The following is a 19995-nucleotide window of genomic DNA, read 5'->3' as shown; positions in this document are numbered from 1 at the left end:
TGGTCGTCCGCGTGACACACCCCTTCGCCCGGGCGGGGCGCGAGATCGTCCCCGGCCACTGGTTCGGCCCCGCGGCCGTCGTGGCCGTGGGGTGCGCGCTCGCCTGGACCATCGTGGGGTTCGGTCACGGCGCGGCACCGGCGCTGCTGGTGTTGGCGGTGACCGCGGTGGTGGCTCTGTGGAACTCGCCGCTCAGGGTCACCGGTCACGAGCCCCTGCAGTCGGTGCGCAGCTCCTGCGTGGAGCACGCCGTGGTGGTGTTGTGGCGCCCCGGGTGCCCGTACTCCTCCGCGCTGCGGCGGCGCGCCGCCCGGGAGGGGCTCGAGGTGCACTGGGTCAACATCTGGCGGGACGAGGACGCCTACGAGCTCTGCCGCCGCATCAACATGGGCTCGGAGGAGACGCCCACGGCGATGCTGCTCGACCCGTCGCTCTCCGGACCCGTCGTGATCCCCGCCTCCGTACCGGGCATCCGTGAGGCCACCGCCGCCAGGCTCCCCCGGGGTCGGGCGAGACGCGCGATCTAGGCGGGGGCACCCCCGGTGCTCACCTGACCACCTCGTCGTCGTCCCACCTCGTCGTCGTCGATCCCGTCCCGCTCCTCGCCCGGCCTCACCTGGAGCGCAAGGACCCCCGCACGTCCCCGCACTCCGCCCCGAGCGCCATGTCGGCGATCCGACCCGAGTCACGCAGTTCGACCAACCGCGGCGCGACCCGATCGCGCAGGGCCCACGGGTCGATCGTGTTGACGTAGATCCCGGTCGCCCCCTCGAATCCGGCGGGGTTCGAGATCCGCCACTTGAGCACGATCCGCCACGGCATCGCCGCGCCGACCCCCGGTGGCCGGGTGTGCCACTCCTCGTTGGTGGGCACCAGGGGGCCCGTGGCGGCGTGGCAGGCGTGCAGGAGGTCGGAGACCCCGCGGAGCTCGTCCGGGGAGTGCTCCCAGGGCTCGCTCGCGGCGGAGCGCGAATAGATGACGAGGGCGGGATAGCGGTGCCCCACCCCGACCACCGCCACCGCGTGCTCGTTGGCCGCCAGCACCAGCCCCTCCGAGGCCGCGTGGTCGACCCCGAGCGTGGAGTAGAGGTCCGGCTCCGAGGCGAGGGCGGCCACCTCGCGACCGGTCTTCGCCGGGACCTCGTCGATCGCCACGAGTTGCTTGTGCAGGTGTGCGAACGACGCGCCCGCGGGACGCAGCCAGTTCTGGAACACCGACACGTACCGGGCATGGGGGTTGTCGGTGTACAGGTTCCGCATGGCGCGGACGGTGAAGGCGATGAACTGCTGGTGCTCGTCCGGGTCGAGGCACCCGGAGGAGGCGTGGCGGTCGGAACTCGTGGCGCCGTCGGTGAGGTGGCGGCGGGCCACCACGACGTCGTGGCAGCCACCGAAGAAGCTCTCGGAGTGGGCGGCCAGCTCCGCGGTCGTCATGGACTCGGCGTCCGCCGGATCCCCCTGTGCGGCGGCGATCCTGGTGCGGACCAGAGCGCGGACGTGGTCGGCGCCCTCGTCGGTCCCGAGATAGGCGGTCTGGTGCGCGGCGGCCCGGGCCGGGATCCGGTATCCGTGGACCGCTCTCCAGTAGTCCAGCGACACGATCTCGAAGAGGTTGCCGAAGAGCCGGAACTCAGGGGTCGTGAGGCCGAGCTCGTGCGCGGCCACCCGGTCGAGCGTCGTCCACGTGTCGCCGTCGCGCACCAGCCGTGACTTCTCCGGAGTGGTCTCGCGCAGCCGGGTCACGCAGAACGCGCAGTACGCCTCGGCCGCGTGGGGGTCCACCGGGAGGACCTCGCCTGGCGGATGGTCGACGGGGCGGTGGCCGCGGCCGGGAACCGTCCAGACCTCGGTGCCGGTGAAGGGGTTGATCTGCTTGACGGTCCCGTCCGCCATCCGGCGGAGCGGCTGGCTCCGGAGCGGCCTGTTCAGGGCCGACGGGGAGTCTGGAGCGGTGGTCACCCGGCGAGCCTAGGTGGTCGGGGGGAACTCCCGACGACGACGAGAGGAGTTTTCCGCCGCACCGGTGGAACTGTGACGGAAGTAACACTATCCTGAGATTTCACGATGTGCATATCGAGTAGGAGAGCAAGTGCTAGTGGTCCTTCGGCGGCCTACGGCATACACGACGGAAAGAGGGACGACAATGTCATTTAAGCGTTCGCGTCATCTGAGAATGGCGGCGCTCGCTGGGGCGGTGGCGCTTGCCGCCGTCGGCTCCCCGGCGGTCGCCAATTCCCAGACGGGATCGGCGGATCTCGGTCTAGGTGCCGGTTTGGGATTGGGCCAGAGCTTGGGTCTCGCGCTGGACCTCGAACTTGCGCTGGGCTCGGGAGAGCCCGGGTCTCTCGACGAAGTTTCCTCAGGTTCGGAAGACGTCGGCCTGCCGGCTGGGTCGCTGGGACCTGGTTCCCTCGATCCGGTGTTCGCAGGCTCTGAAGCCGGGTCCGATGCGCTGGAGGGGTCCGTGGAGGGTTCTCTGGAGCAGCCGGGTTCGCTGGATGGTTCCCTGGAGCCCGGGTCTCTTGATCCGGTGTTCGCTGGTTCTGAGGCCGGGTCTGACGCGCTGGAGGGTTCGCTCGGCGGCTCGTTGGAGGGGTCGAGCGAACTCGGTTCGGCTGAGCTGGGTTCGCTCGTTGGGTTGGGCCTGCTGTTGGCGCTCGGGTCGTCGGGCGATGGATCGCTCGGGCCCGGGTCGCTTGACGGGTCTTTGGACGGTTCCCTGGGGCCTGGTTCCCTCGATCCGGTGTTCGCCGGCTCTGAAGCCGGGTCCGATGCGCTGGAGGGATCCGTGGAGGGTTCTCTGGAATCCGGGTCTCTTGATCCGGTGTTCGCTGGTTCTGAGGCCGGGTCTGACGCGCTGGAGGGTTCGCTCGGCGGCTCGTTGGAGGGGTCGAGCGAACTCGGTTCGGCTGAGCTGGGTTCGCTCGTTGGTTTGGGCCTGCTGCTGGCGCTCGGGTCGTCGGGCTCCGAGGCGGGCGACGGGTCCCTCGCCCCCGGTTCGCTTGCGCCGCTCTCGGCCGGGTCTGACGCCGGATCGTTGGAGGGCTCGCTGGAGCCCGGGTCGCTCGCTCCGCTGTCGGCGGGGTCCGAGGCCGGGTCGCTGGACGGCTCCCTCGAGGGCTCCCTCGAGCCCGGGTCGCTCGACGACGGTTCGTTGGAGGGCTCGCTCCCGATGGGGTCCCTGGAGCCGGGTTCGGTGGAGGGGTCTCTCGCCCCGATCGGTTCCCTGATCGCGTCACTCGCCCCGTTGGGTTCGACGGCCGCGTCGGTGGCCGGTTCGGTTCCGATCCTGCTCCCGGTGGTCCTCATCGGAGGCTCGATCGCCGCCGCCCCGATGATCGGGCAGTCCCTGATGGACCTGAACATCCAACTCCCAGAGCTTCCGGGATTCCCCCCGTTGGCAGGTTCGGCCATGCCGGGACCAGCTCCTTTACAGCCCGTCGTCGAGGCTCCACCGGCCCCGGGGCCACCCACCCCCAACGGTCGCGGTGGTGAACCGGGCGCCCAGGGTGGGGTCGCGGTCACCGCCAACGCGGCCATCGTCACCACGGGTTCGCTCGGCGACTACGAGGTGGCGCTGCCGGACGGCGTCACCCTGCCCCCGTTGCCGTTCATCCGGTGATCTGACACCCCAACTGCCCCGCTCCGAGTGGTCCACTCGGAGCGGGGCAGTTGCCATTTCGGGAGCGAGAGTGCCCGTGACCTGAGAGAAATCTCACAGGGTGGAATCCGTATCCCACGTCAGTCCGCGTCGATTGACGAAACCCAATTGTGCGGCTACCCCCTTTTCCCCATATTATTTGCGGGCCAGAGCACCACGGTGATCTGAGTGCGGGTGCTCCAGCCACCACGGAGTCCGCCCGTCGACAAACGAAGGCGAGCAGATGATGACGACTCCCGGCCCCAGAGGCCTGTACCGCCCTGAATATGAACACGATTCCTGTGGTGTCGCGTTCGTCGTGGACATGTACGGACGTCAGTCCCGGGACATCGTCGAGAAGGCGATCGCCGCGCTCGTCAACCTCGAGCACCGGGGCGCTGTCGGCGCCGAGGCGAACACCGGTGACGGCACGGGTCTGATGATCCAGGTACCGGACCGGTTCTTCCGCGAGGTGATGCGCGAGGAGCAGGACCTGGAACTGCCCGAGGCCGGTGCGTACGCGACCGGCCTCTGCTTTCTCCCCCAGTCACGGATGCTGGCGATGGACGCCAAGCGCCTGGTGGAGAGGATCGCCGCCGAGCAGGGCGTCACTGTCATCGGATGGCGTGAGGTCCCGGTCGACGACTCGACGGTCGGCGCGATCTCCCGCGACGCCCAGCCGACCATCCACCAGATCTTCGTCAAGGCCGCGGGTGCCGACGGCGCCCTGCTCACCGAGCTCGCACTCGAGCGCAAGTGCTTCGTGGTCCGCAAGCGGTGCGAGCACGAGCTCGGATCCAAGGGGCCCGGCAAGGGCGACCTGGGCTCGGAGACCGTGTACTTCCCGTCACTGAGCCCCCGGACCTTCGTCTACAAGGGCATGCTCACGGAGAAGCAGCTCCCCGAGTTCTACCTCGACCTGCAGGACGAGCGCGTGGAGTCCGCCCTGGGCATCGTCCACTCCCGCTTCTCCACCAACACCTTCCCGGCCTGGCCGCTCGCGCATCCGTTCCGCTACGTCGCGCACAACGGGGAGATCAACACCGCCCGCGGCAACGAGAACTGGATGCGGGCCCGTGAGTCGCTCATGTCGAGCGAGCACATCGAGGACCTGTCGGCGGCCCTGCCCATCTGCACCCCCGGTGGATCGGACACCGCGCGGTTCGACGAGGCGCTCGAGTTGCTGACCCTGGCCGGCCGCACTCTTCCGCACGCCGTGCTCATGATGGTGCCCGAGGCCTGGGAGCGTCACGAGACCATGGACCCCGCCAAGCGGGCGTTCTACGAGTACCACGCCTCGCTCATGGAGGCCTGGGACGGTCCGGCGTCGATCACCTTCACCGACGGCACCGTGATCGGAGCGGTCCTCGACCGCAACGGCCTGCGCCCCTCGCGGATCTGGGTCACCGACGACGGTCTCGTCGTCATGGCCTCCGAGGTCGGCGTCCTGGACATCCCGCAGGACAAGGTGGTCACCAAGACCCGCCTGCGGCCCGGCCGCATGTTCCTGGTCGACACCGCCGCGGGGCGGATCATCGACGACCAGGAGATCAAGGAGCAGCTCGCCGCCGAGCACCCCTACCAGCAGTGGCTCGACGAGGGCATGGTCCGACTCGGCGACCTCCCCCAGGTCAGCCAGGAGATCATGAGCCACGAGCGCGTGGTGCTGCGGCAGCGGGTCTTCGGCTACACCGAGGAGGAGCTCCGCATCCTCGTCTCCCCGATGGCCGGTGTCGGCGCAGAGGCGACCGGGTCGATGGGTACCGACACCCCGCTTCCCGTGCTGTCCCAGCGGGCCCGGATGCTGTTCGACTACTTCGCCCAGCGGTTCGCGCAGGTCACCAACCCGCCGCTCGACGCCATCCGCGAGGAGCTCGTCACGAGCTACGGGGTGACGCTCGGTCCCGAGGGTGACCTCATCAACCCCGGCCCGGACTCCTGTCGGCAGATCAAGCTCGACAACCCGATCCTGGGCAACTCCGAGCTCGCCACGCTGCGGGCGGCGGGGGAGTCCCGCCCGGCGCTTCGCGCGGTGACCGTCCGCGGTCTGTACAACGTCGCCCACGGCGGGCGGGGCCTGCGCATCGCGCTGGACCGCATCCGGCGCGAGGTCTCGGACGCGATCGAGGACGGTGCCGCCGTCATCGTGCTCTCGGACCGTGAGTCCGACGAGCGCAACGCGCCCATCCCGTCGCTGCTGTTGACCTCCGCCGTGCATCACCACCTCGTCCGCGAGAAGACCCGCACCCGGGTCAGCCTCGTGGTGGAGTCGGGCGACGCCCGCGAGGTGCACCACATGGCGGTGCTGTTCGGCTACGGAGCCAACGCCATCAACCCCTACATGGCCTTCGAGTCGATCGACGAGCTCGTCAAGACGGGCGACCTCGCCGGGATCGACACGGTCGAGGCCTGCGCCAACTACCGCAAGGCGGCCGCCAAGGGCGTGCTCAAGGTGATGTCCAAGATGGGCATCTCCACGCTCGCCTCCTACACCGGCGCCCAGCTGTTCGACATCACCGGGCTGTCGCAGGAACTGTGCGACGAGTACTTCACCGGCTCGGTCAGCCCGATCGACGGGATCGGCCTCGACGAGATCGCCGAGGACGTGGCCCGTCGGCACCGCTTCGCCTTCCTGCCGCGTCCCGAGGAGGCCGCCCACCGCGAGCTCGAGATCGGTGGCGAGTACCAGTGGCGGCGCGAGGGCGAGTACCACCTGTTCAACCCGGACACGGTGTTCAAGCTCCAGCACTCCACGCGGTCCGGCCGATACGAGATCTTCAAGGAGTACTCGCGGCTCGTCGACGACCAGTCGGAGCGTCTCGCCACGCTGCGCGGTCTGTTCGAGCTCAAGAGCACCCGCCCGCCGGTGTCGATCGACGAGGTCGAGCCGGTGTCGGAGATCGTCAAGCGGTTCTCCACCGGGGCGATGAGCTACGGCTCCATCTCCGCGGAGGCGCACGAGACCCTCGCGATCGCGATGAACCGCCTGCACGCCCGGTCCAACTCGGGTGAGGGCGGCGAGTCGATCGCCAGGTTCAGCCCCGACCCCAACGGGGACTGGCGCCGGTCGGCCATCAAGCAGGTCGCCTCCGGCCGGTTCGGTGTGACCAGCAACTACCTGGCCAACTGCACCGACATCCAGATCAAGATGGCCCAGGGCGCCAAGCCGGGCGAGGGCGGCCAGCTGCCGCCGGGCAAGGTGTACCCCTGGGTGGCCGAGGTCCGTGGCTCCACGCCGGGCGTCGGGTTGATCTCGCCCCCGCCGCACCACGACATCTACTCGATCGAGGACCTGGCGCAGCTCATCTATGACCTGAAGAACGCCAACCCCGAGGCTCGGATCCACGTCAAGCTCGTCGCCGAGCAGGGCGTGGGAACCGTCGCGACGGGCGTGTCCAAGACACACGCCGACGTGGTGCTGATCTCGGGCCACGACGGTGGCACGGGTGCCTCGCCGCTGACCTCGCTCAAGCACGCCGGTGGACCGTGGGAGCTGGGCCTGGCCGAGACCCAGCAGACGCTGCTGGTCAACGGGCTCCGCGACCGCATCGTCGTCCAGGTCGACGGGCAGCTCAAGACGGGGCGCGACGTGATCGTGGCGGCGCTGCTCGGTGGCGAGGAGTTCGGGTTCGCCACCGCGCCGCTCGTCGTGGCCGGCTGCGTCATGATGCGCGTCTGCCACCTCGACACCTGCCCGGTGGGTGTGGCCACCCAGAACCCGGTGCTGCGCGAGCGGTTCAACGGCAAGGCCGAGTACGTGGTGAACTTCATGGAGTTCGTCGCGGAGGAGGTCCGCGAGTACCTCGCCGAGCTGGGCTTCCGGTCCCTCGACGAGGCGATCGGACACTCCGAGTGCCTCGACAAGTCCCGTGCGTTCGCCCACAACAAGCGGGCGGCCAAGCTGGACCTCGAGCCGGTCTTCGCCCAGGCGGACTCGCCCTTCATGCACCAGGACCTGCGCTGCACCAAGCAGCAGGACCACAAGCTGGAGGGAGTGCTCGACCGCACGCTCATCGAGGACTTCCGTTCGGTGCTCGTCGACCCGTCGTCCGGCCCGGCCACCGGTCGGTACCCGATCTGCAACGTCAACCGCTCGGTCGGCACCATGCTCAGCCACGAGATCTCCAAGGCGCACGGGGCCGCAGGCCTGCCGGACGGGTCCATCGACCTCACCTTCACCGGTTCGGCGGGCAACTCGTTCGGGGCGTTCCTCGCCGCCGGCGTGACCCAGCGTGTCTTCGGTGACGCCAACGACTACGTGGGCAAGGGACTGTCGGGTGGTCGGATCGTGGTCCGGCCCGCCCTGGACGCGGCCCCGGACTTCGTGGCGGAGGACAACATCATCGCCGGCAACGTGATCTGTTACGGCGCGACCAGCGGTGAGATCTACCTGCGGGGAATGGTGGGCGAGCGCTTCTGCGTCCGCAACTCCGGCGTCACCGCTGTGGTCGAGGGCGTGGGTGACCACGCGTGCGAGTACATGACGGGTGGCCAGGTCGTGGTGCTCGGGTCGACCGGGCGCAACGTGGCCGCCGGCATGTCGGGCGGTGTCGCGTACTTCTACGACCCGGACGGGCAGCTGCCCGTGAACCTCAACGACGAGCTCGTCGAGATCGAGGAACTGCTGACGGAGGACGTCGAGTTCCTGCACCGGATCGTCGAGCGGCACGCCGCCGAGACCGATTCGACCCGGGCGCGGGAGATCCTGTCCGGTTGGGCGCAGAACGTGAATCACTTCGTCAAGATCATGCCGCGCGACTACAAGCGCGTGCTGCTCGCCATCGAGCAGGCGGAGAAGGACGGACGCAACGTGGACGAGGCGATCATGGAGGCCGCAAATGGCTGACCCGAAGGGCTTTCTCAAGCACACCGAACGGGAGCTCCCCGAGCGTCGTCCGGTGGATCTGCGGATCATGGACTGGAAGGAGGTCTACGAGTCGACCACCCTCCCGGAGGACGACCTGAAGACCCAGGCCAGTCGCTGCATGGGCTGCGGCATCCCGTTCTGTCACCAGGGGTGCCCGCTCGGCAACATCATCCCGGAGTGGAACGACCTCGTGCACCGCGGGCGGTGGGACGCGGCGGTGGATCGTCTGCACGCCACCAACAACTTCCCCGAGTTCACGGGGCGGCTCTGCCCGGCCCCGTGTGAGGGCTCCTGCGTCCTGGGCATCAACCAGCCGGCGGTGACGATCAAGCAGATCGAGGTGGAGATCGCCGAGAAGGCATGGGAGGACGGTCCCATGGATCCGGTGATCCCCTCGTTCCGCACCGGCCAGTCGGTGGCGGTCGTGGGTTCCGGCCCGGCGGGGTTGGCGGCCGCGCAGCAGCTCACCCGCGCCGGGCACTCGGTGACGGTCTTCGAGCGCGATGACCGTATCGGTGGTCTGATGCGCTACGGGATCCCCGAGTTCAAGATGGAGAAGGAGATCATCGACCGGCGCCTCGCCCAGATGGAGGCGGAGGGCACGGTGTTCCGCGCCGGCGTCAACGTGGGCAAGGACATCACCGCCTCGCAGCTGCGCGGCGAGTTCGACGCGGTCGTCCTCTGTGGCGGCGCCACCATGCGACGGGATCTCCCGGTCCCGGGCCGCGAGCTCGACGGGATCCACCAGGCGATGGACTACCTGCCGCTGGCCAACAAGGCCGCGGTCGGTGACCCGGTGGTGGACTCCGACGGCCTGCCGGAGATCCACGCGCGGGATAAGCACGTGATCATCATCGGCGGCGGCGACACCGGCGCCGACTGCCTGGGAACGGCCACCCGCCAGGGTGCGAAGTCGGTCAAGAGCTTCGAGATCATGCCCAGGCCGCCCGCCACCCGTGCCGCCTCGACCCCGTGGCCCGTGTACCCGCTGATGTTCCGCACGGCGTCTGCGCACGAGGAGAACGGCGAGCGGGTCTACAGCGTCTCCACCGCCGAGTTCCTCGGCGAGGGCGGCCATGTGACAGCGCTCAAGGGTTCCGAGGTCAAGATGGTCGACGGGCGCTTCGAGCCGGTGCCCGGCACCGACTTCGAGTACCCGGCGGACCTGGTCCTGCTGGCCATGGGGTTCACGGGCGCGCAGAAGACCGGATTGTGCTCCGACCTGGGCGTGGACTTCAGCGACCGGGGCAACGTCGACAGGGACGACACGTACGCCACCAACGTCGACGGTGTGTTCGTCGCCGGGGACATGGGACGTGGCCAGTCCCTGATCGTGTGGGCGATCGCCGAGGGGCGCGCCGCCGCGGCCTCGGTCGACCGCTTCCTCATGGGGGAGACGGCCCTCCCGTCGCCCGTTCGACCCACGGACGTCGCACAGCGCTGACCGGGGGACGCGCGCCCGGGGGAGCACGGCGGGGTATTGTTTCGCCTTAATAGAACCTAAGATGTGAGGCAATTCGATCCAGGCCACCCCGGCCGCCGTCACGGAAGGCATACATGGTCCGCCGTCGCCCTGCCGCCGTGTCCGGTGCCGTGTTCGTCGGCCTGGTCGTGGCGCTCGTGGTCGCGCTGTGGCTGTCGGTCGCGATGATCGGTGGGCCCGCGGCCTCCGCACAGGGGACCGGCTCCGGGGCGAGGGTCGAGGTGACCGATCTCCCGGTGCTCAGCGAACTCCCCCCGCTCCCGGTGGAGGGGGACTCGCCGGACGCCGGGGACGGCCCGGACTCGTCCTCCCTGGGCATCTCCGGGGTGCAGACCGTCGCGCTGGGCCTGGCCGCCGCGGTCCTCATCGCCGGCGGGATGGGTCTGGCACTGGTCACGAGGCGTGGTCGTGCGGTGCCACCGGAGGAGCAGGCCCCACCCTCTGGTCCCGCCCCCTGACGACGGGGCCGATAGGCTCGGCGGTATGAGCCGCCATATCGCAGGACGCGGACGGGCCGCGCGGGTGACACCGCCGGCCGGTCCACCAGTGGACGACGTCGAATGTGATCTGGGCAGCAAGCTCACGCTCGGCCAGTTCCTCAAGCTGGCCTCGCTGCTCGATTCGGGGGCGGAGGCCAAGGACGCCGTCGCGGCGGGCGCGGTCAGGGTCAACGGGGAGGTCGACGTGCGGCGCGGTCGCGGACTGGCCGACGGCGACGTGGTGGCGTTCGGTGGCCGCGCGGCCCGCGTGGTCGCCCGTGACGGGCAGGGGAGGCCTCAGTGAACGAGATGACGTCCGGCGCCGTGCCGGCCCCGGTGGTGCTGCACGACGACGACCCGGGGGCCCGCCGCTACGCGGACTGGGTGGCGGAGGAGTTCGACGCCCGCAGCTCCCACCACGACGCCGTGGATCCCGCCGAGCTCGTGGTGGCCGGGACGGTGGTCCTGGTGACGGGCATGCGTCCGGGTGGCGGTCTGGGCGGCTCGGGGTTCATCAAGGACAACTGGGAGGCGCTCGTGGAGGCCGGTCGCCGGGTCGCCGTCGTCATGGTGGGCCCCACCCCGGTCACCGACGACGCCCGGATCGACCTGATGTCGAGCGAGTTCTCCGCCGACCAGCTCCGGGACCTCAAGCTGTTCCAGTTGCGCGGCGTGGTGACCCCCGACCAACTCGGGTTCCGGCAGCGGCTGGGGATCAAGACCGCGCTGGCGGCACTGCGCCGCAAACCGGATCTCACCCCGGAGGAGCAGTCGATGCTCGAGCTGGGCGGGCTGGATCTCACCGACCGGGTCTCCCTCGGCCCGCTCCTGCGGTGGATCAGACGCGAGGCATGACCCGTCCGGGGCGCCGGTCGCGGACGGTGTGATACCCGTTACACTTCGTGAGGACAGCCCCACGCCCGGGTGGGGTGCCTACCCGGAGGTTTCCTGACATGCGCACCACCCTGCTCGCCGCGGCGTCGTCCGCTCTGATGGCCACCGCCCTTCTCTCCGGGGCCGGGTCGGCGACGGCGGCGCCCGAGGAGCCGACGGACCCGTTCTGCGTGTGGATCCAGACGATGAACGGCGCCCGGTGCATGTCGGTCGATCCCGCGACCATCGACGCGCTCGGCAGTCTGGGCTACGGCTCCCTCGGCACAGGCTCGCTGATGAACCTGCTGACGACGCTCATCAACACCGGGTCCGTCGTCCTCTCCGTCGACGTGCCCAACTCGACCGGGTCGTACGCGCCCGGGTCGTTGGGCAGTTACGGGCCGGAGGCCTCGATCGGCGAGCTGTCGGTCGGCTCGGTCGGCACCTTCGCGGGCGCGTCCTGATCCGCTGACCGCTCGGCGACCCCGTCGGCCGCCACGCCCCGGCGTGGGGTGCGCGCCGGGGTCAGCGCACCACGATCCCGTCGGAGTCCGCGTAGAGCATGTCGCCGGGGACGAAGTCGACCCCGCCGAAACTCACGGTGACATCCCGCTCCCCGGCGCCCGTCTTGGACGACTTGCGGGGGTTGGTCCCGAGGGCCTTGCACCCGAAGTCCATCGTGCCGATCACCGCGGAGTCGCGGATCGCGCCGTGGACCACCACGCCGGCCCATCCGTTGGATCGACCGAGTTCCGCGATGAGGTCGCCGACGAGCGCCGTGTGCACACTGGCATCACCGTCGATCACCAGGACCCGACCCTCTCCGGGCTCACCCAGAACGCTCTTGAGCAGCGCGTTGTCCTGGAAGCACCGGACCGTGGAGACCGGGCCGAAGAACTCGGTGCGGCCGCCGAGGTCGCGGAACTGGGTGTCGCAACTCCGGACGCCCTCGCCGATCTCGTCGACGAGGTCGGCGGTGGGGACGAATCCGGTGGGGGTGTCGGTCATGGCGGGCCCTCCTGGTCTGAGTTCGGTCTCCCTCCACGCTATCCGGCGACGCTGCCCCGGAAGACCTCGGCCGTGGGGGACAATGACGCCCGAGGGTGTCACAGAAATTTGTCTAGACGTAGGAGGACCGATCCGTGGCCAGGTACGAGCTCCTGATCCACGCCCGCCGCGCCGTGGTCGACGGTCGTATCCAGCAGACGGCGGTCGCGGTGGACGGCGGCGTGATCTCCTCCGTGCGGACCGGGTCCGAGGCACGGGACATCGGGTTGGCGGGTGATCACACGATCGATCTGGGTGACGACGTCGTTCTGATGCCCGGGCTGGTGGACCCGCACGTGAGCACCGAGGACGTCGCGGTGGGCACCCGTTCGGCCGCCCTCGGGGGGATCACCACCGTGGTCGACTACGGGACGAACGGCGACCCGTCGGCCACCGACCCGGAGCAGGTGGACCGGTGGCGGGAGGGGGTGACCGGCGAGTCGTCCGTCGACGTGGGCCTGTGGGGCGCCGCGGTGCCCGGGAACCTCGGACGGCTCGGCGCGTTGCTCGACCGGGGGGTGTTCGGGATCTCCGCCGTGGCGGACGGGAAGGGCGTGGCGGGAACCCCCACCCTGAACAGTGAGGACCTGGCGGCGGCGGCGGAGGAGGTCGCCGGCCGCGGCGGGCTCTTCGCCGCGGACGCCGGCGTCGAGGACCTCCCGGTACTGCTGGACGTCTGTCGCCGGACCGGTGGTCGGCTGCACCTGCGGGCGGTCGCCGACGCCGAGGAGCTGCCGCTGCTGCGGGGGGCCAAGGCCGAGGGGCTGCGCGTGACCGCCTCCACGAGCCCGCACCTGCTCGCCCTGGTCTCGGAGGTCACCCACGGGGGCGCGGCCGCCGCCGACCTTGATCCCCCGATCCGGGACGCCGCCACGCGCGAACTCCTCTGGGACGCCCTCCGCGACGGCACCGTCGACGCGATCGCCTCCGCCCGACTCGGTCTCTCGGTGGTGTGGACGGAAGCACGCCGGAGGGGGTGTGATCTCTCGGACGTGGCCGGCTGGATGTCCGGGACGACGGCCGCGATCGTCGGTCTCGAGGACCGGGGGGAGATCCGGACGGGTCTGAGGGCCGACTTCACCGCCGTCGCGGACGACGAGGCGTTCGTCGTCCTCCCCGGTGCCCGGGAGCTCGGTTCCGCCGACTCGGTGTACGCGCAGAGGGCCCTGGCGGGAGTGGTCCGCTGGACCATGACCGACGGCCGGTTCGTCGATCCCCGCTCCCTGCCCCGGGGCGCCGTCCTGTCCCGATCCGCCACATGAACCCCGCCGTCGACCGACTGGCGTTCCTCCCGTTCCCGGCGGGCGTGACCTCGGCCCTGCTCATCACCGAGTACGCCATCAAGATCCTCGCCCTGGGCATGGTGCCGGAGAATCGGCAGCCCTCCTCCTCTCAGGCCTGGTTGCTGGCGATCCTGTTCATCCCGATCGTCGGCGTGCCGCTGTTCCTGCTGCTGGGAAACCCGTACATCACCGGCCGACGGCACGTCATCCAGGCCGAGGCCAACCGGCTCTACGAGGAGGCGCTGGAGAAGTGGCCCACGGTCCCCGACAGCGTGCGGATCCCGCCCGGGGTGCGGACGGTTCTCGAGATGAACCGGAACCTCACCGCGATCCCGTGCATGTCCGGCGAGTTCGTGGGGCTGTACTCGGACTACGCGGCCTCGCTCGCCACGATGACCGACGCGGTTCGGTCCGCCCGGGACCACGTGCACATCGAGTTCTACGCCCAGTCCTGGGACGACGAGACCGACGAGTTCTTCACCGCCGCGGTCGAGGCGGCGGAGAGGGGGGTGACGGTCCGGGTGCTGGTCGACCACCTCGGGTCCCTGCGGTACCGGGGCTTCAAGGTGCTACGACGGAGGTTGCGCCACTCGCCGGTCGAGATGCACCTCATGCTGCCGATCAACCCGTTCGTCGGGAGGTTCCGCCGGCCCGACCTGCGCAACCACCGCAAGATGCTCATCGTCGACGGCGACCACGGGTTCATCGGCTCGCAGAACCTCATCGCCCGGAACTACGGCAGCCCCCGCAACACCCGCCTCGGCCGGGAGTGGGTGGACCTCATGATGGAGGTCCGGGGTGAGATCGTCCAGGCGATGAACGGGGTGTTCGCGGTGGACTGGTACTCCGAGAGCGGTGAGGTCATCGAGACCTTCGAGGAGCTCTCCCGCGGCACGTCGGTCGGTGCCGGAGGCGCGGGAGGCGACCCCACCGCCGGCGACCCGGTCAGCGCCTTCCAGCTCGTCCCCTCGGGGCCCGGATACCGCACGCAGCCGAACCTGCGCATGTTCACCCAGCTCATCGGCCAGGCCGAGCACAGGATCAGGATCGTCAGCCCGTACTTCGTCCCGGACGAGGCGTTGCTCCACTCGATCACCTCCGCGTCCTACAGAGGTGTCGACGTGGAGTTGTTCGTCCCCGAACACGCGGACCAGTTCATGGTCCACCACGCCCAGCGGTCCTACTACCGTGCACTCCTCGAGGCCGGGGTGCGGATCAACAGGTTCCGCTCGCCGGCGGTACTGCACACCAAGATGATGTTGATCGACGACTACGGCGGTGTGGTGGGGTCGAGCAACATGGACCAGCGGTCGTTCAACCTGAACTTCGAGATCAGCCTGCTGGTGCTCGGCGGGGAGGCGCTGACCGAGATGAACGACGCGGTGGACGCCTACCTCGAGGAGAGCACGCCTCTCGGCCTGGATACCTGGCAGCGCCGTCCCTGGCCGGGGCGGTACGTCGACAACGTCGCGCGACTGAGTTCGGCACTCCAGTAGGGGCCGGCCCCGCGGCGGGGCCCGGCCCGGCAGTCCGGATCGGCCCTGTAGTAGTACGCTTTGCGTGCGTGGGCCGGTAGGGCCCTGCTCATGACGAGAGGCCAGCACAGATGCCCCAGAACCGTGGTTCCGGACTCCGGACCAGGCGCATCGGCGCCGTCGTCGCCGCGACCGCCCTGGCGGCGGTCGCGACCCCGGCTGTGGTGCACGGCCAGGAGGCCTCGGGTTCCGACTCCTCGGTGCCCACCCAGACCGGCAACAGCAGCGTCGACGGCTTGACCGGCCTGATCCCCGAGGAGATCGTGGTCGGCAACCCCGGCTTCGGCGCGGGATCCGAGGGGTTGCGGGACATCGGGAGCGGAGTGGTGCCGGACACCGCGCTGTCCGTCGGCCAGGTCCTGGGCTCGGTGGCGCCGCTCGAGGCGCTGGGGTCGGCGGGCGGATCCGCGGTGGCCTCCGTGGCCTCCTCCGGCAGCCTGCCCGGGTCCGTCTACGTCAACCCGACCGGCTCGATCGGGTCGGGCACCATCGGGCTCGGCTCGCTCTCGATCCCCGAGTACATCTTCCCGGTCCTCAGCGTGCAGTTCGCCGGCGGGTTCTTCGCCGCCCTGGCCGAGCGCCAGGAGGCCGGAGAGCTCTACCCGCACGAGCTGACGTTCTGGAACGACGTGGTGGTGGGCTCGGCCGAGGCCGGCGGGTTCCTCGAGGACGCCGCCGCCGACGCCGGCACCGAGCTCCCCGGCGCACTGGCCGGAAGCATCGACGCGGTGCAGCGTTCCGCGTTGCAGGACCCGTTCGAGGAGAACGAGCGGCGCAGGGCCATCGCGGAGGCCGCCGCGGAGGCGGAGGCCGCGGGCGAGGCGGGGGCCGACACCGACGGGGCCGATGACGCGGCCGGTGCCGAAGGTGCCGGCGACGAGGCGCGCGACGGGATGCCCGCCCTGGCAGACGCCGCGGACACGGGGTCACCCGCGATGCAGGCCCAGCAGGTGCAGGTCCAGCAAGCGCAGGGCGCCCCGGCTCCGGGTGACGAGGTCCCGGGTGCCCGGGCTCAGGCCTCGGGCCCCGCGACCCTGGCCGCCACCGGCGTGGAGACCACCGCGATCGCGGGTCTGGCCACGGTGAGTCTGCTGCTGGGGGCCCTGTTGCTGGCGGGCTCCAGGCGCCGCGGCTGAGCCGCGAAAGTGCCGTGGCGGCTGAGCCGCGAAGGTGCCCGGTGGCTGAGCCGCGAAAGTGCCCTGGCGGCTGAGTCGCGGGCCGGGCTCAGCTCGTCGTCACCGCGCCGCTGTCATCTCCGCGCACCGATCCCACAGGGCCGCCGCCACCGCGCGGTCGTGCGAGGCGCGGGTGGAGTCGACGATCTTCGGGTATCCGCTGAGCTCACCGAAGCCGTCGGGACCCACGTACGCGCCGCCGGGAACGGAGTCGACGGTGGCGGCGTAGAGCTGGGGAAGGGCCCCGCGCTCGGCCGGCTGGACGAGGAACGGGACCTTCTCCGCGACCCGCATCATCAGGTCCTGGACCCGGCTGCCGCTGCGGTACTGGAGATTGGTGGCCGAGTACCCGGGGTGGGCGGCCACGGCCTTCAGCGGTGACCCCGCCGCGTCGAACCGACGCTGCTGCTCGTAGGCCAGCATGACGCAGGCGAGCTTGGTGGCCGCGTAGACCCCCATCGGCGAGTACTTGCGGCGGGTCCAGTCGAGGTCGTCCGGATCGACGGTGCCCCTCTTGTGCATCATCGAGCCGAGCCACACCACCCGATCGGTGAGCACGGGGACGAGCTGCTCGGTGAGCGCGAAGTGGCCGAGCACGTTCACCCCGAACTGCATCTCGTGGCCCTGGGCCGTGCGCGACTGCGGGATGTTCATCAGTCCGGCGTTGTTGATCAGCACATCGGGTCGGTGGTCGGCCAGCACCCGACCGGCGGAGCGGACCGAGTCCAGATTGGCCAGATCCAGCTGGACGACCTCCGCCCGATCCGGGTGCGCCAGGCCGGCCCGGGCGGCCTCGGCGCGGGTGGTGTCCCGGCACGCCATCAGAACCCGGGCTCCCGCCGCGGTGAGCGCCCGGGTGGACTCGAGCCCGAGGCCGGCGTTGGCGCCGGTGATGACGAAGGTCCGGCCCGTCTGGTCATGGATGTCGGCTGTGGTCCATCGACTGGTCATGCGTCCAGGGTACGCACGACCGGCCTCTCGTCGGCCGAGTCGCGCGCCCGGAATGGACCGTCCGGGGCGCGTGACCGGTCGCGATCCGGACGAACACGCAGCGCGATCCGGGAGCGGATCGGTGAGGGACTACCGGGATCAGTCCCACGTGGCGGTGTCGGGGTCCACACCGTGCGCGCGGGCGTCGGCCTCGACAGCGGCTTCGATCCACCCGGTCAGGCCCGGCTCGAGCGAGTCGTACGTCTCGCTGAAGCGAGGGTCCTGCCGGTACATGCGCGCCAGCAGCACCTGCATCGAGCGCGTGCAGTCGTAGAACGTCGAGATCGACGCACGATGCCGCTCGACCAGCTCCGCGGCCCGGGGTGAGGCGGGGTCCACCCCGGCCCGCTTGGCGGCGGCCAGGTCGGCGTTGAGCGAATCCGTCTCGGCCTTGACCCGGCGCCAGTCCTCCTTGGACATCGTGCTCGTGCGCTGTCGCGACTGTTCCCACTGCGGGGTGTCGCCCCACTGCTGCTGCGCCTCGGCCTGCCAGTCCTCGTTCCAGTCGGTGCCGAAGATCTCGGCCCGATCCGCGGGTGTCAGTGGTGTGTTCACGGCGATCGCCTCCTTCAGGCGGTCTACTGCGGAGACCATCTCCTGCAGGTGCGAGATGCGGTCGAGGAGCAGCTCGCGCTGCCGGGACAGGTGGGCGCCCTCGTCGACGTCGGGGTCGTCGAGCAGCACCCCGATCTGCGCCAGCGGGAGGCCCAGCTCGCGGTAGACCAGGATCCGGTGGATGCGCGCGACGTCGTCGTCGTCATACACGCGGTAGTCCGACCACGTCCGTCCACTCGCCGGCGCCAGCCCGATCCGGTCCCAGTGGTGCAGGGTCCGGATACTGACGCCGACGAGGTCGGCGACCGCGCCCACGGTGAGCCCGTCACTGCTCGTCATCGCTCCAGCATCTCTCACATCGACCACCCTGGGCCCTGACGCGACGTCAGGGTCAAGGGCGAGTCGGTACCGCGTCGGCTTACTCGTCGGTAACGTCGGGGCATGAGCCGACCCACGCCCCGTGTCTACGACCGACTCCGCGACCTGGTCGCGATCCCCGAATTCCGTTCCGATCCCTCGAGTCGGGAGTCAGCCGTCATCGAGGAGGTCTTCACCGGCGAGCCGCTCGCCGAGATCCCCGTGGGCACCGCCGACGACGTGCTGGCCGCCGTCGAGCGGGCCCGCGCCGCCCAGATCGCGTGGGCCGACCGCGAGCCCGCGGACCGCGTCGCCGTGCTCAAGCGCTTCGCCTCCCTGGTCATGCGCGATCGCGAGCAGCTCATGGACATCGTCCAGGCGGAGACCGGGAAGAGCCGGGCCTCGGCGCAGGAGGAGGTCCTGGACTGCCTCATCACCGCACGTCACTACGCCAAGACGGCCCCGGGGCTGCTCGCCCCCAAGCGGGTCCAGGGCATGCTGCCGGGCCTGACCAAGGCCGTGGTCCGACGCCACCCCAAGGGCGTCGTGGGTGTGATCGCGCCGTGGAACTACCCGCTCAACCTCGCCGCCACGGACGCACTGGCGGCCCTGGCCGCGGGTAACGCCGTGGTGATCAAGCCCGCCTCCATCACGCCGTTCTGCGCCCTGGCCGCAGCGGACCTGCTGTACCGCGCGGGTCTGCCCCGCGACCTGTTCCAGGTGGTCCCCGGTTCGGGCCGCACCGTCGGCGGGGCGATCGTGGAGAACGTGGACTACCTCATGTTCACCGGCTCCACGGCCACCGGCCGCACGCTCGGTCGCCAGTGCGGCGAGCGGCTCATCGGGTTCTCCGCCGAGCTCGGCGGCAAGAACGCCATGATCGTCGCGGCGGGCGCCGACCTCGACGAGGTGGCCGAGGTGGCAACCCGCGCGTTCTTCTCCAACTCCGGCCAGCTCTGCATCTCGGTGGAGCGCGTGTACGTGGAGAGGTCGGTGGCCCCCCAGCTCATCGAGAAGCTCACCGCCCGCGTCCGGTCCATGAGTGTGGGCCCGGGCTACGACTTCGAGGCGGAGATGGGCAGCCTGATCTCCCGGGATCAACTGGACACCGTGACCGCCCACGTCGACGACGCCGTGGCCAAGGGCGCCCGCGTCCTGGCCGGCGGTCGCCCCCGCCCGGACCTCGGCCCCCTGTTCTACGAGCCGACACTGCTGGCCGACGTCCCGGAGGACGCCACCTGCTTCGGCGAGGAGACGTTCGGCCCGGTCGTGTCGATCTACCCGGTCGACTCGGTGGACGAGGCCGTGGCCAAGGCCAACGACACCGAGTACGGGCTCAACTCCTCGGTGTTCGCCGCGTCGGACTCGGAGGGCGAGGAGATCGCCGCGCGGCTGCGGACCGGCACCGTCAACGTCGGCGAGGGCTACGTCGCGGGCTGGGGTTCGGTCGCGGGCCCGATGGGCGGCATGGGCGCCTCCGGTGTGGGCCGACGCCACGGCGACGAGGGACTGCTCAAGTACACCGAGGCGCAGACGATCGCCACTCAGCGCGTCGTGCACATGGGCGGGCCGTCGTTCCTGCCCCGCACGCGGTGGCAGCAGTTGCTCGCGCCCGCCACCGACGCCATGCGCTTCCTGCCGGGGCGGTAGGCGGGCGGCCGGCGCGGGCGGGTGGCCGGCGCGGGCGGTGTCCGGCCGCCCCGGCCCGCCT

16 protein-coding genes are annotated in these 19995 nt (G+C 70.5%); 12 read left to right on the top strand and 4 right to left on the bottom strand.

Annotated features, from left to right (window positions below; translation table 11 throughout):
• Positions 1 to 11 precede the first annotated feature (11 nt).
• Positions 12 to 527 carry a thioredoxin domain-containing protein gene (locus tag ABD250_RS12880; protein ID WP_259845726.1) on the top strand — a complete coding sequence of 172 codons (516 nt, stop codon included), beginning with the start codon at positions 12 to 14 and terminating at the stop codon, positions 525 to 527.
• An 85-nt stretch (positions 528 to 612) separates the two neighbouring features.
• Here the strand turns inward: ABD250_RS12880 and ABD250_RS12875 are convergent, their stop codons facing one another.
• Positions 613 to 1893, bottom strand: coding sequence for a DUF4921 family protein (locus ABD250_RS12875; protein ID WP_182618251.1), 1281 nt, complete (start codon positions 1891 to 1893; stop codon positions 613 to 615).
• Between the two features lie 526 nt (positions 1894 to 2419).
• Between ABD250_RS12875 and ABD250_RS12870 the strand changes: the two genes are divergently transcribed.
• From ABD250_RS12870 to ABD250_RS12840, 7 genes are all read left to right on the top strand, one after another.
• Entirely contained in the window at positions 2420 to 3622 is a 1203-nt protein-coding gene (locus ABD250_RS12870; protein ID WP_344392640.1) for a hypothetical protein, read from the top strand.
• Between the two features lie 262 nt (positions 3623 to 3884).
• The gene (gene gltB, locus ABD250_RS12865; protein ID WP_182658834.1) at positions 3885 to 8486 is read left to right on the top strand and encodes a glutamate synthase large subunit; all 4602 of its coding nucleotides are present in this window, start codon (positions 3885 to 3887) and stop codon (positions 8484 to 8486) included.
• Positions 8479 to 9951 carry a glutamate synthase subunit beta gene (locus ABD250_RS12860; RefSeq protein ID WP_182609888.1) on the top strand — a complete coding sequence of 491 codons (1473 nt, stop codon included), beginning with the start codon at positions 8479 to 8481 and terminating at the stop codon, positions 9949 to 9951. The genes gltB and ABD250_RS12860 overlap by 8 nt, the downstream gene beginning before the upstream one ends.
• Before the next feature lie 113 nt (positions 9952 to 10064).
• Positions 10065 to 10448, top strand: coding sequence for a hypothetical protein (locus ABD250_RS12855; RefSeq protein WP_182609887.1), 384 nt, complete (start codon positions 10065 to 10067; stop codon positions 10446 to 10448).
• 88 nt (positions 10449 to 10536) lie between these two features.
• A complete protein-coding gene (locus tag ABD250_RS12850; protein WP_338404201.1) occupies positions 10537 to 10773 on the top strand; it encodes an RNA-binding S4 domain-containing protein in 237 nt (78 codons plus the stop codon).
• Between the two features lie 5 nt (positions 10774 to 10778).
• On the top strand, positions 10779 to 11324 hold the full coding sequence (locus ABD250_RS12845; protein ID WP_182609893.1) for a hypothetical protein: 546 nt from the start codon (positions 10779 to 10781) through the stop codon (positions 11322 to 11324).
• 98 nt (positions 11325 to 11422) lie between these two features.
• Entirely contained in the window at positions 11423 to 11806 is a 384-nt protein-coding gene (locus tag ABD250_RS12840; RefSeq protein ID WP_182609885.1) for a hypothetical protein, read from the top strand.
• Between the two features lie 61 nt (positions 11807 to 11867).
• Here the strand turns inward: ABD250_RS12840 and rraA are convergent, their stop codons facing one another.
• Entirely contained in the window at positions 11868 to 12350 is a 483-nt protein-coding gene (gene rraA, locus ABD250_RS12835) for a ribonuclease E activity regulator RraA (RefSeq protein WP_179524199.1), read from the bottom strand.
• 134 nt (positions 12351 to 12484) lie between these two features.
• On the opposite strand from rraA, the gene ABD250_RS12830 reads away from it, so the two are divergent.
• The 3 genes from ABD250_RS12830 (at position 12485) to ABD250_RS12820 (ending at position 16343) form a co-directional block, all read left to right on the top strand.
• The gene (locus ABD250_RS12830; protein WP_344392635.1) at positions 12485 to 13651 is read left to right on the top strand and encodes a dihydroorotase; all 1167 of its coding nucleotides are present in this window, start codon (positions 12485 to 12487) and stop codon (positions 13649 to 13651) included.
• Positions 13648 to 15168 (top strand): phospholipase D-like domain-containing protein, encoded by a 1521-nt coding sequence (locus ABD250_RS12825; protein WP_182610356.1) that lies wholly within the window; start codon positions 13648 to 13650, stop codon positions 15166 to 15168. Before ABD250_RS12830 ends, ABD250_RS12825 begins: the two co-directional genes overlap by 4 nt.
• 110 nt (positions 15169 to 15278) lie before the next feature.
• Positions 15279 to 16343, top strand: coding sequence for a hypothetical protein (locus ABD250_RS12820; RefSeq protein ID WP_344392631.1), 1065 nt, complete (start codon positions 15279 to 15281; stop codon positions 16341 to 16343).
• Between the two features lie 99 nt (positions 16344 to 16442).
• Here ABD250_RS12820 and ABD250_RS12815 read toward each other — a convergent pair whose 3' ends face one another.
• Complete coding sequence (locus ABD250_RS12815; RefSeq protein WP_182659105.1) at positions 16443 to 17333, bottom strand: oxidoreductase; 891 nt, start codon at positions 17331 to 17333, stop codon at positions 16443 to 16445.
• A gap of 138 nt (positions 17334 to 17471) precedes the next feature.
• Positions 17472 to 18266, bottom strand: coding sequence for a MerR family transcriptional regulator (locus tag ABD250_RS12810; RefSeq protein ID WP_182639101.1), 795 nt, complete (start codon positions 18264 to 18266; stop codon positions 17472 to 17474).
• A 102-nt stretch (positions 18267 to 18368) separates the two neighbouring features.
• On the opposite strand from ABD250_RS12810, the gene ABD250_RS12805 reads away from it, so the two are divergent.
• Entirely contained in the window at positions 18369 to 19934 is a 1566-nt protein-coding gene (locus ABD250_RS12805; RefSeq protein ID WP_182659104.1) for a succinic semialdehyde dehydrogenase, read from the top strand.
• Positions 19935 to 19995: the final 61 nt, after the last annotated feature.

This window comes from Dietzia cercidiphylli, from assembly GCF_039531545.1.
GTDB classification, from domain to species: Bacteria; Actinomycetota; Actinomycetes; order Mycobacteriales; family Mycobacteriaceae; genus Dietzia; species Dietzia natronolimnaea.
Note: the sequence above shows the minus strand (reverse complement) of the source record. Positions and strands in the feature narration are given on the sequence as shown.

What these genes read in the sequence shown, in the direction of transcription:
- ABD250_RS12875 (WP_182618251.1), bottom strand. Translation starts at nt 1,893, where the DNA reads ATGGCGGACGGGACCGTCAAGCAGATCAACCCCTTCACCGGCACCGAG.
- gltB (WP_182658834.1), top strand. Translation starts at nt 3,885, where the DNA reads ATGATGACGACTCCCGGCCCCAGAGGCCTGTACCGCCCTGAATATGAA.
- ABD250_RS12860 (WP_182609888.1), top strand. Translation starts at nt 8,479, where the DNA reads ATGGCTGACCCGAAGGGCTTTCTCAAGCACACCGAACGGGAGCTCCCC.
- ABD250_RS12855 (WP_182609887.1), top strand. Translation starts at nt 10,065, where the DNA reads ATGGTCCGCCGTCGCCCTGCCGCCGTGTCCGGTGCCGTGTTCGTCGGC.
- ABD250_RS12845 (WP_182609893.1), top strand. Translation starts at nt 10,779, where the DNA reads ATGACGTCCGGCGCCGTGCCGGCCCCGGTGGTGCTGCACGACGACGAC.
- ABD250_RS12840 (WP_182609885.1), top strand. Translation starts at nt 11,423, where the DNA reads ATGCGCACCACCCTGCTCGCCGCGGCGTCGTCCGCTCTGATGGCCACC.
- rraA (WP_179524199.1), bottom strand. Translation starts at nt 12,350, where the DNA reads ATGACCGACACCCCCACCGGATTCGTCCCCACCGCCGACCTCGTCGAC.
- ABD250_RS12825 (WP_182610356.1), top strand. Translation starts at nt 13,648, where the DNA reads ATGAACCCCGCCGTCGACCGACTGGCGTTCCTCCCGTTCCCGGCGGGC.
- ABD250_RS12820 (WP_344392631.1), top strand. Translation starts at nt 15,279, where the DNA reads ATGCCCCAGAACCGTGGTTCCGGACTCCGGACCAGGCGCATCGGCGCC.
- ABD250_RS12815 (WP_182659105.1), bottom strand. Translation starts at nt 17,333, where the DNA reads ATGACCAGTCGATGGACCACAGCCGACATCCATGACCAGACGGGCCGG.
- ABD250_RS12810 (WP_182639101.1), bottom strand. Translation starts at nt 18,266, where the DNA reads ATGACGAGCAGTGACGGGCTCACCGTGGGCGCGGTCGCCGACCTCGTC.
- ABD250_RS12805 (WP_182659104.1), top strand. Translation starts at nt 18,369, where the DNA reads ATGAGCCGACCCACGCCCCGTGTCTACGACCGACTCCGCGACCTGGTC.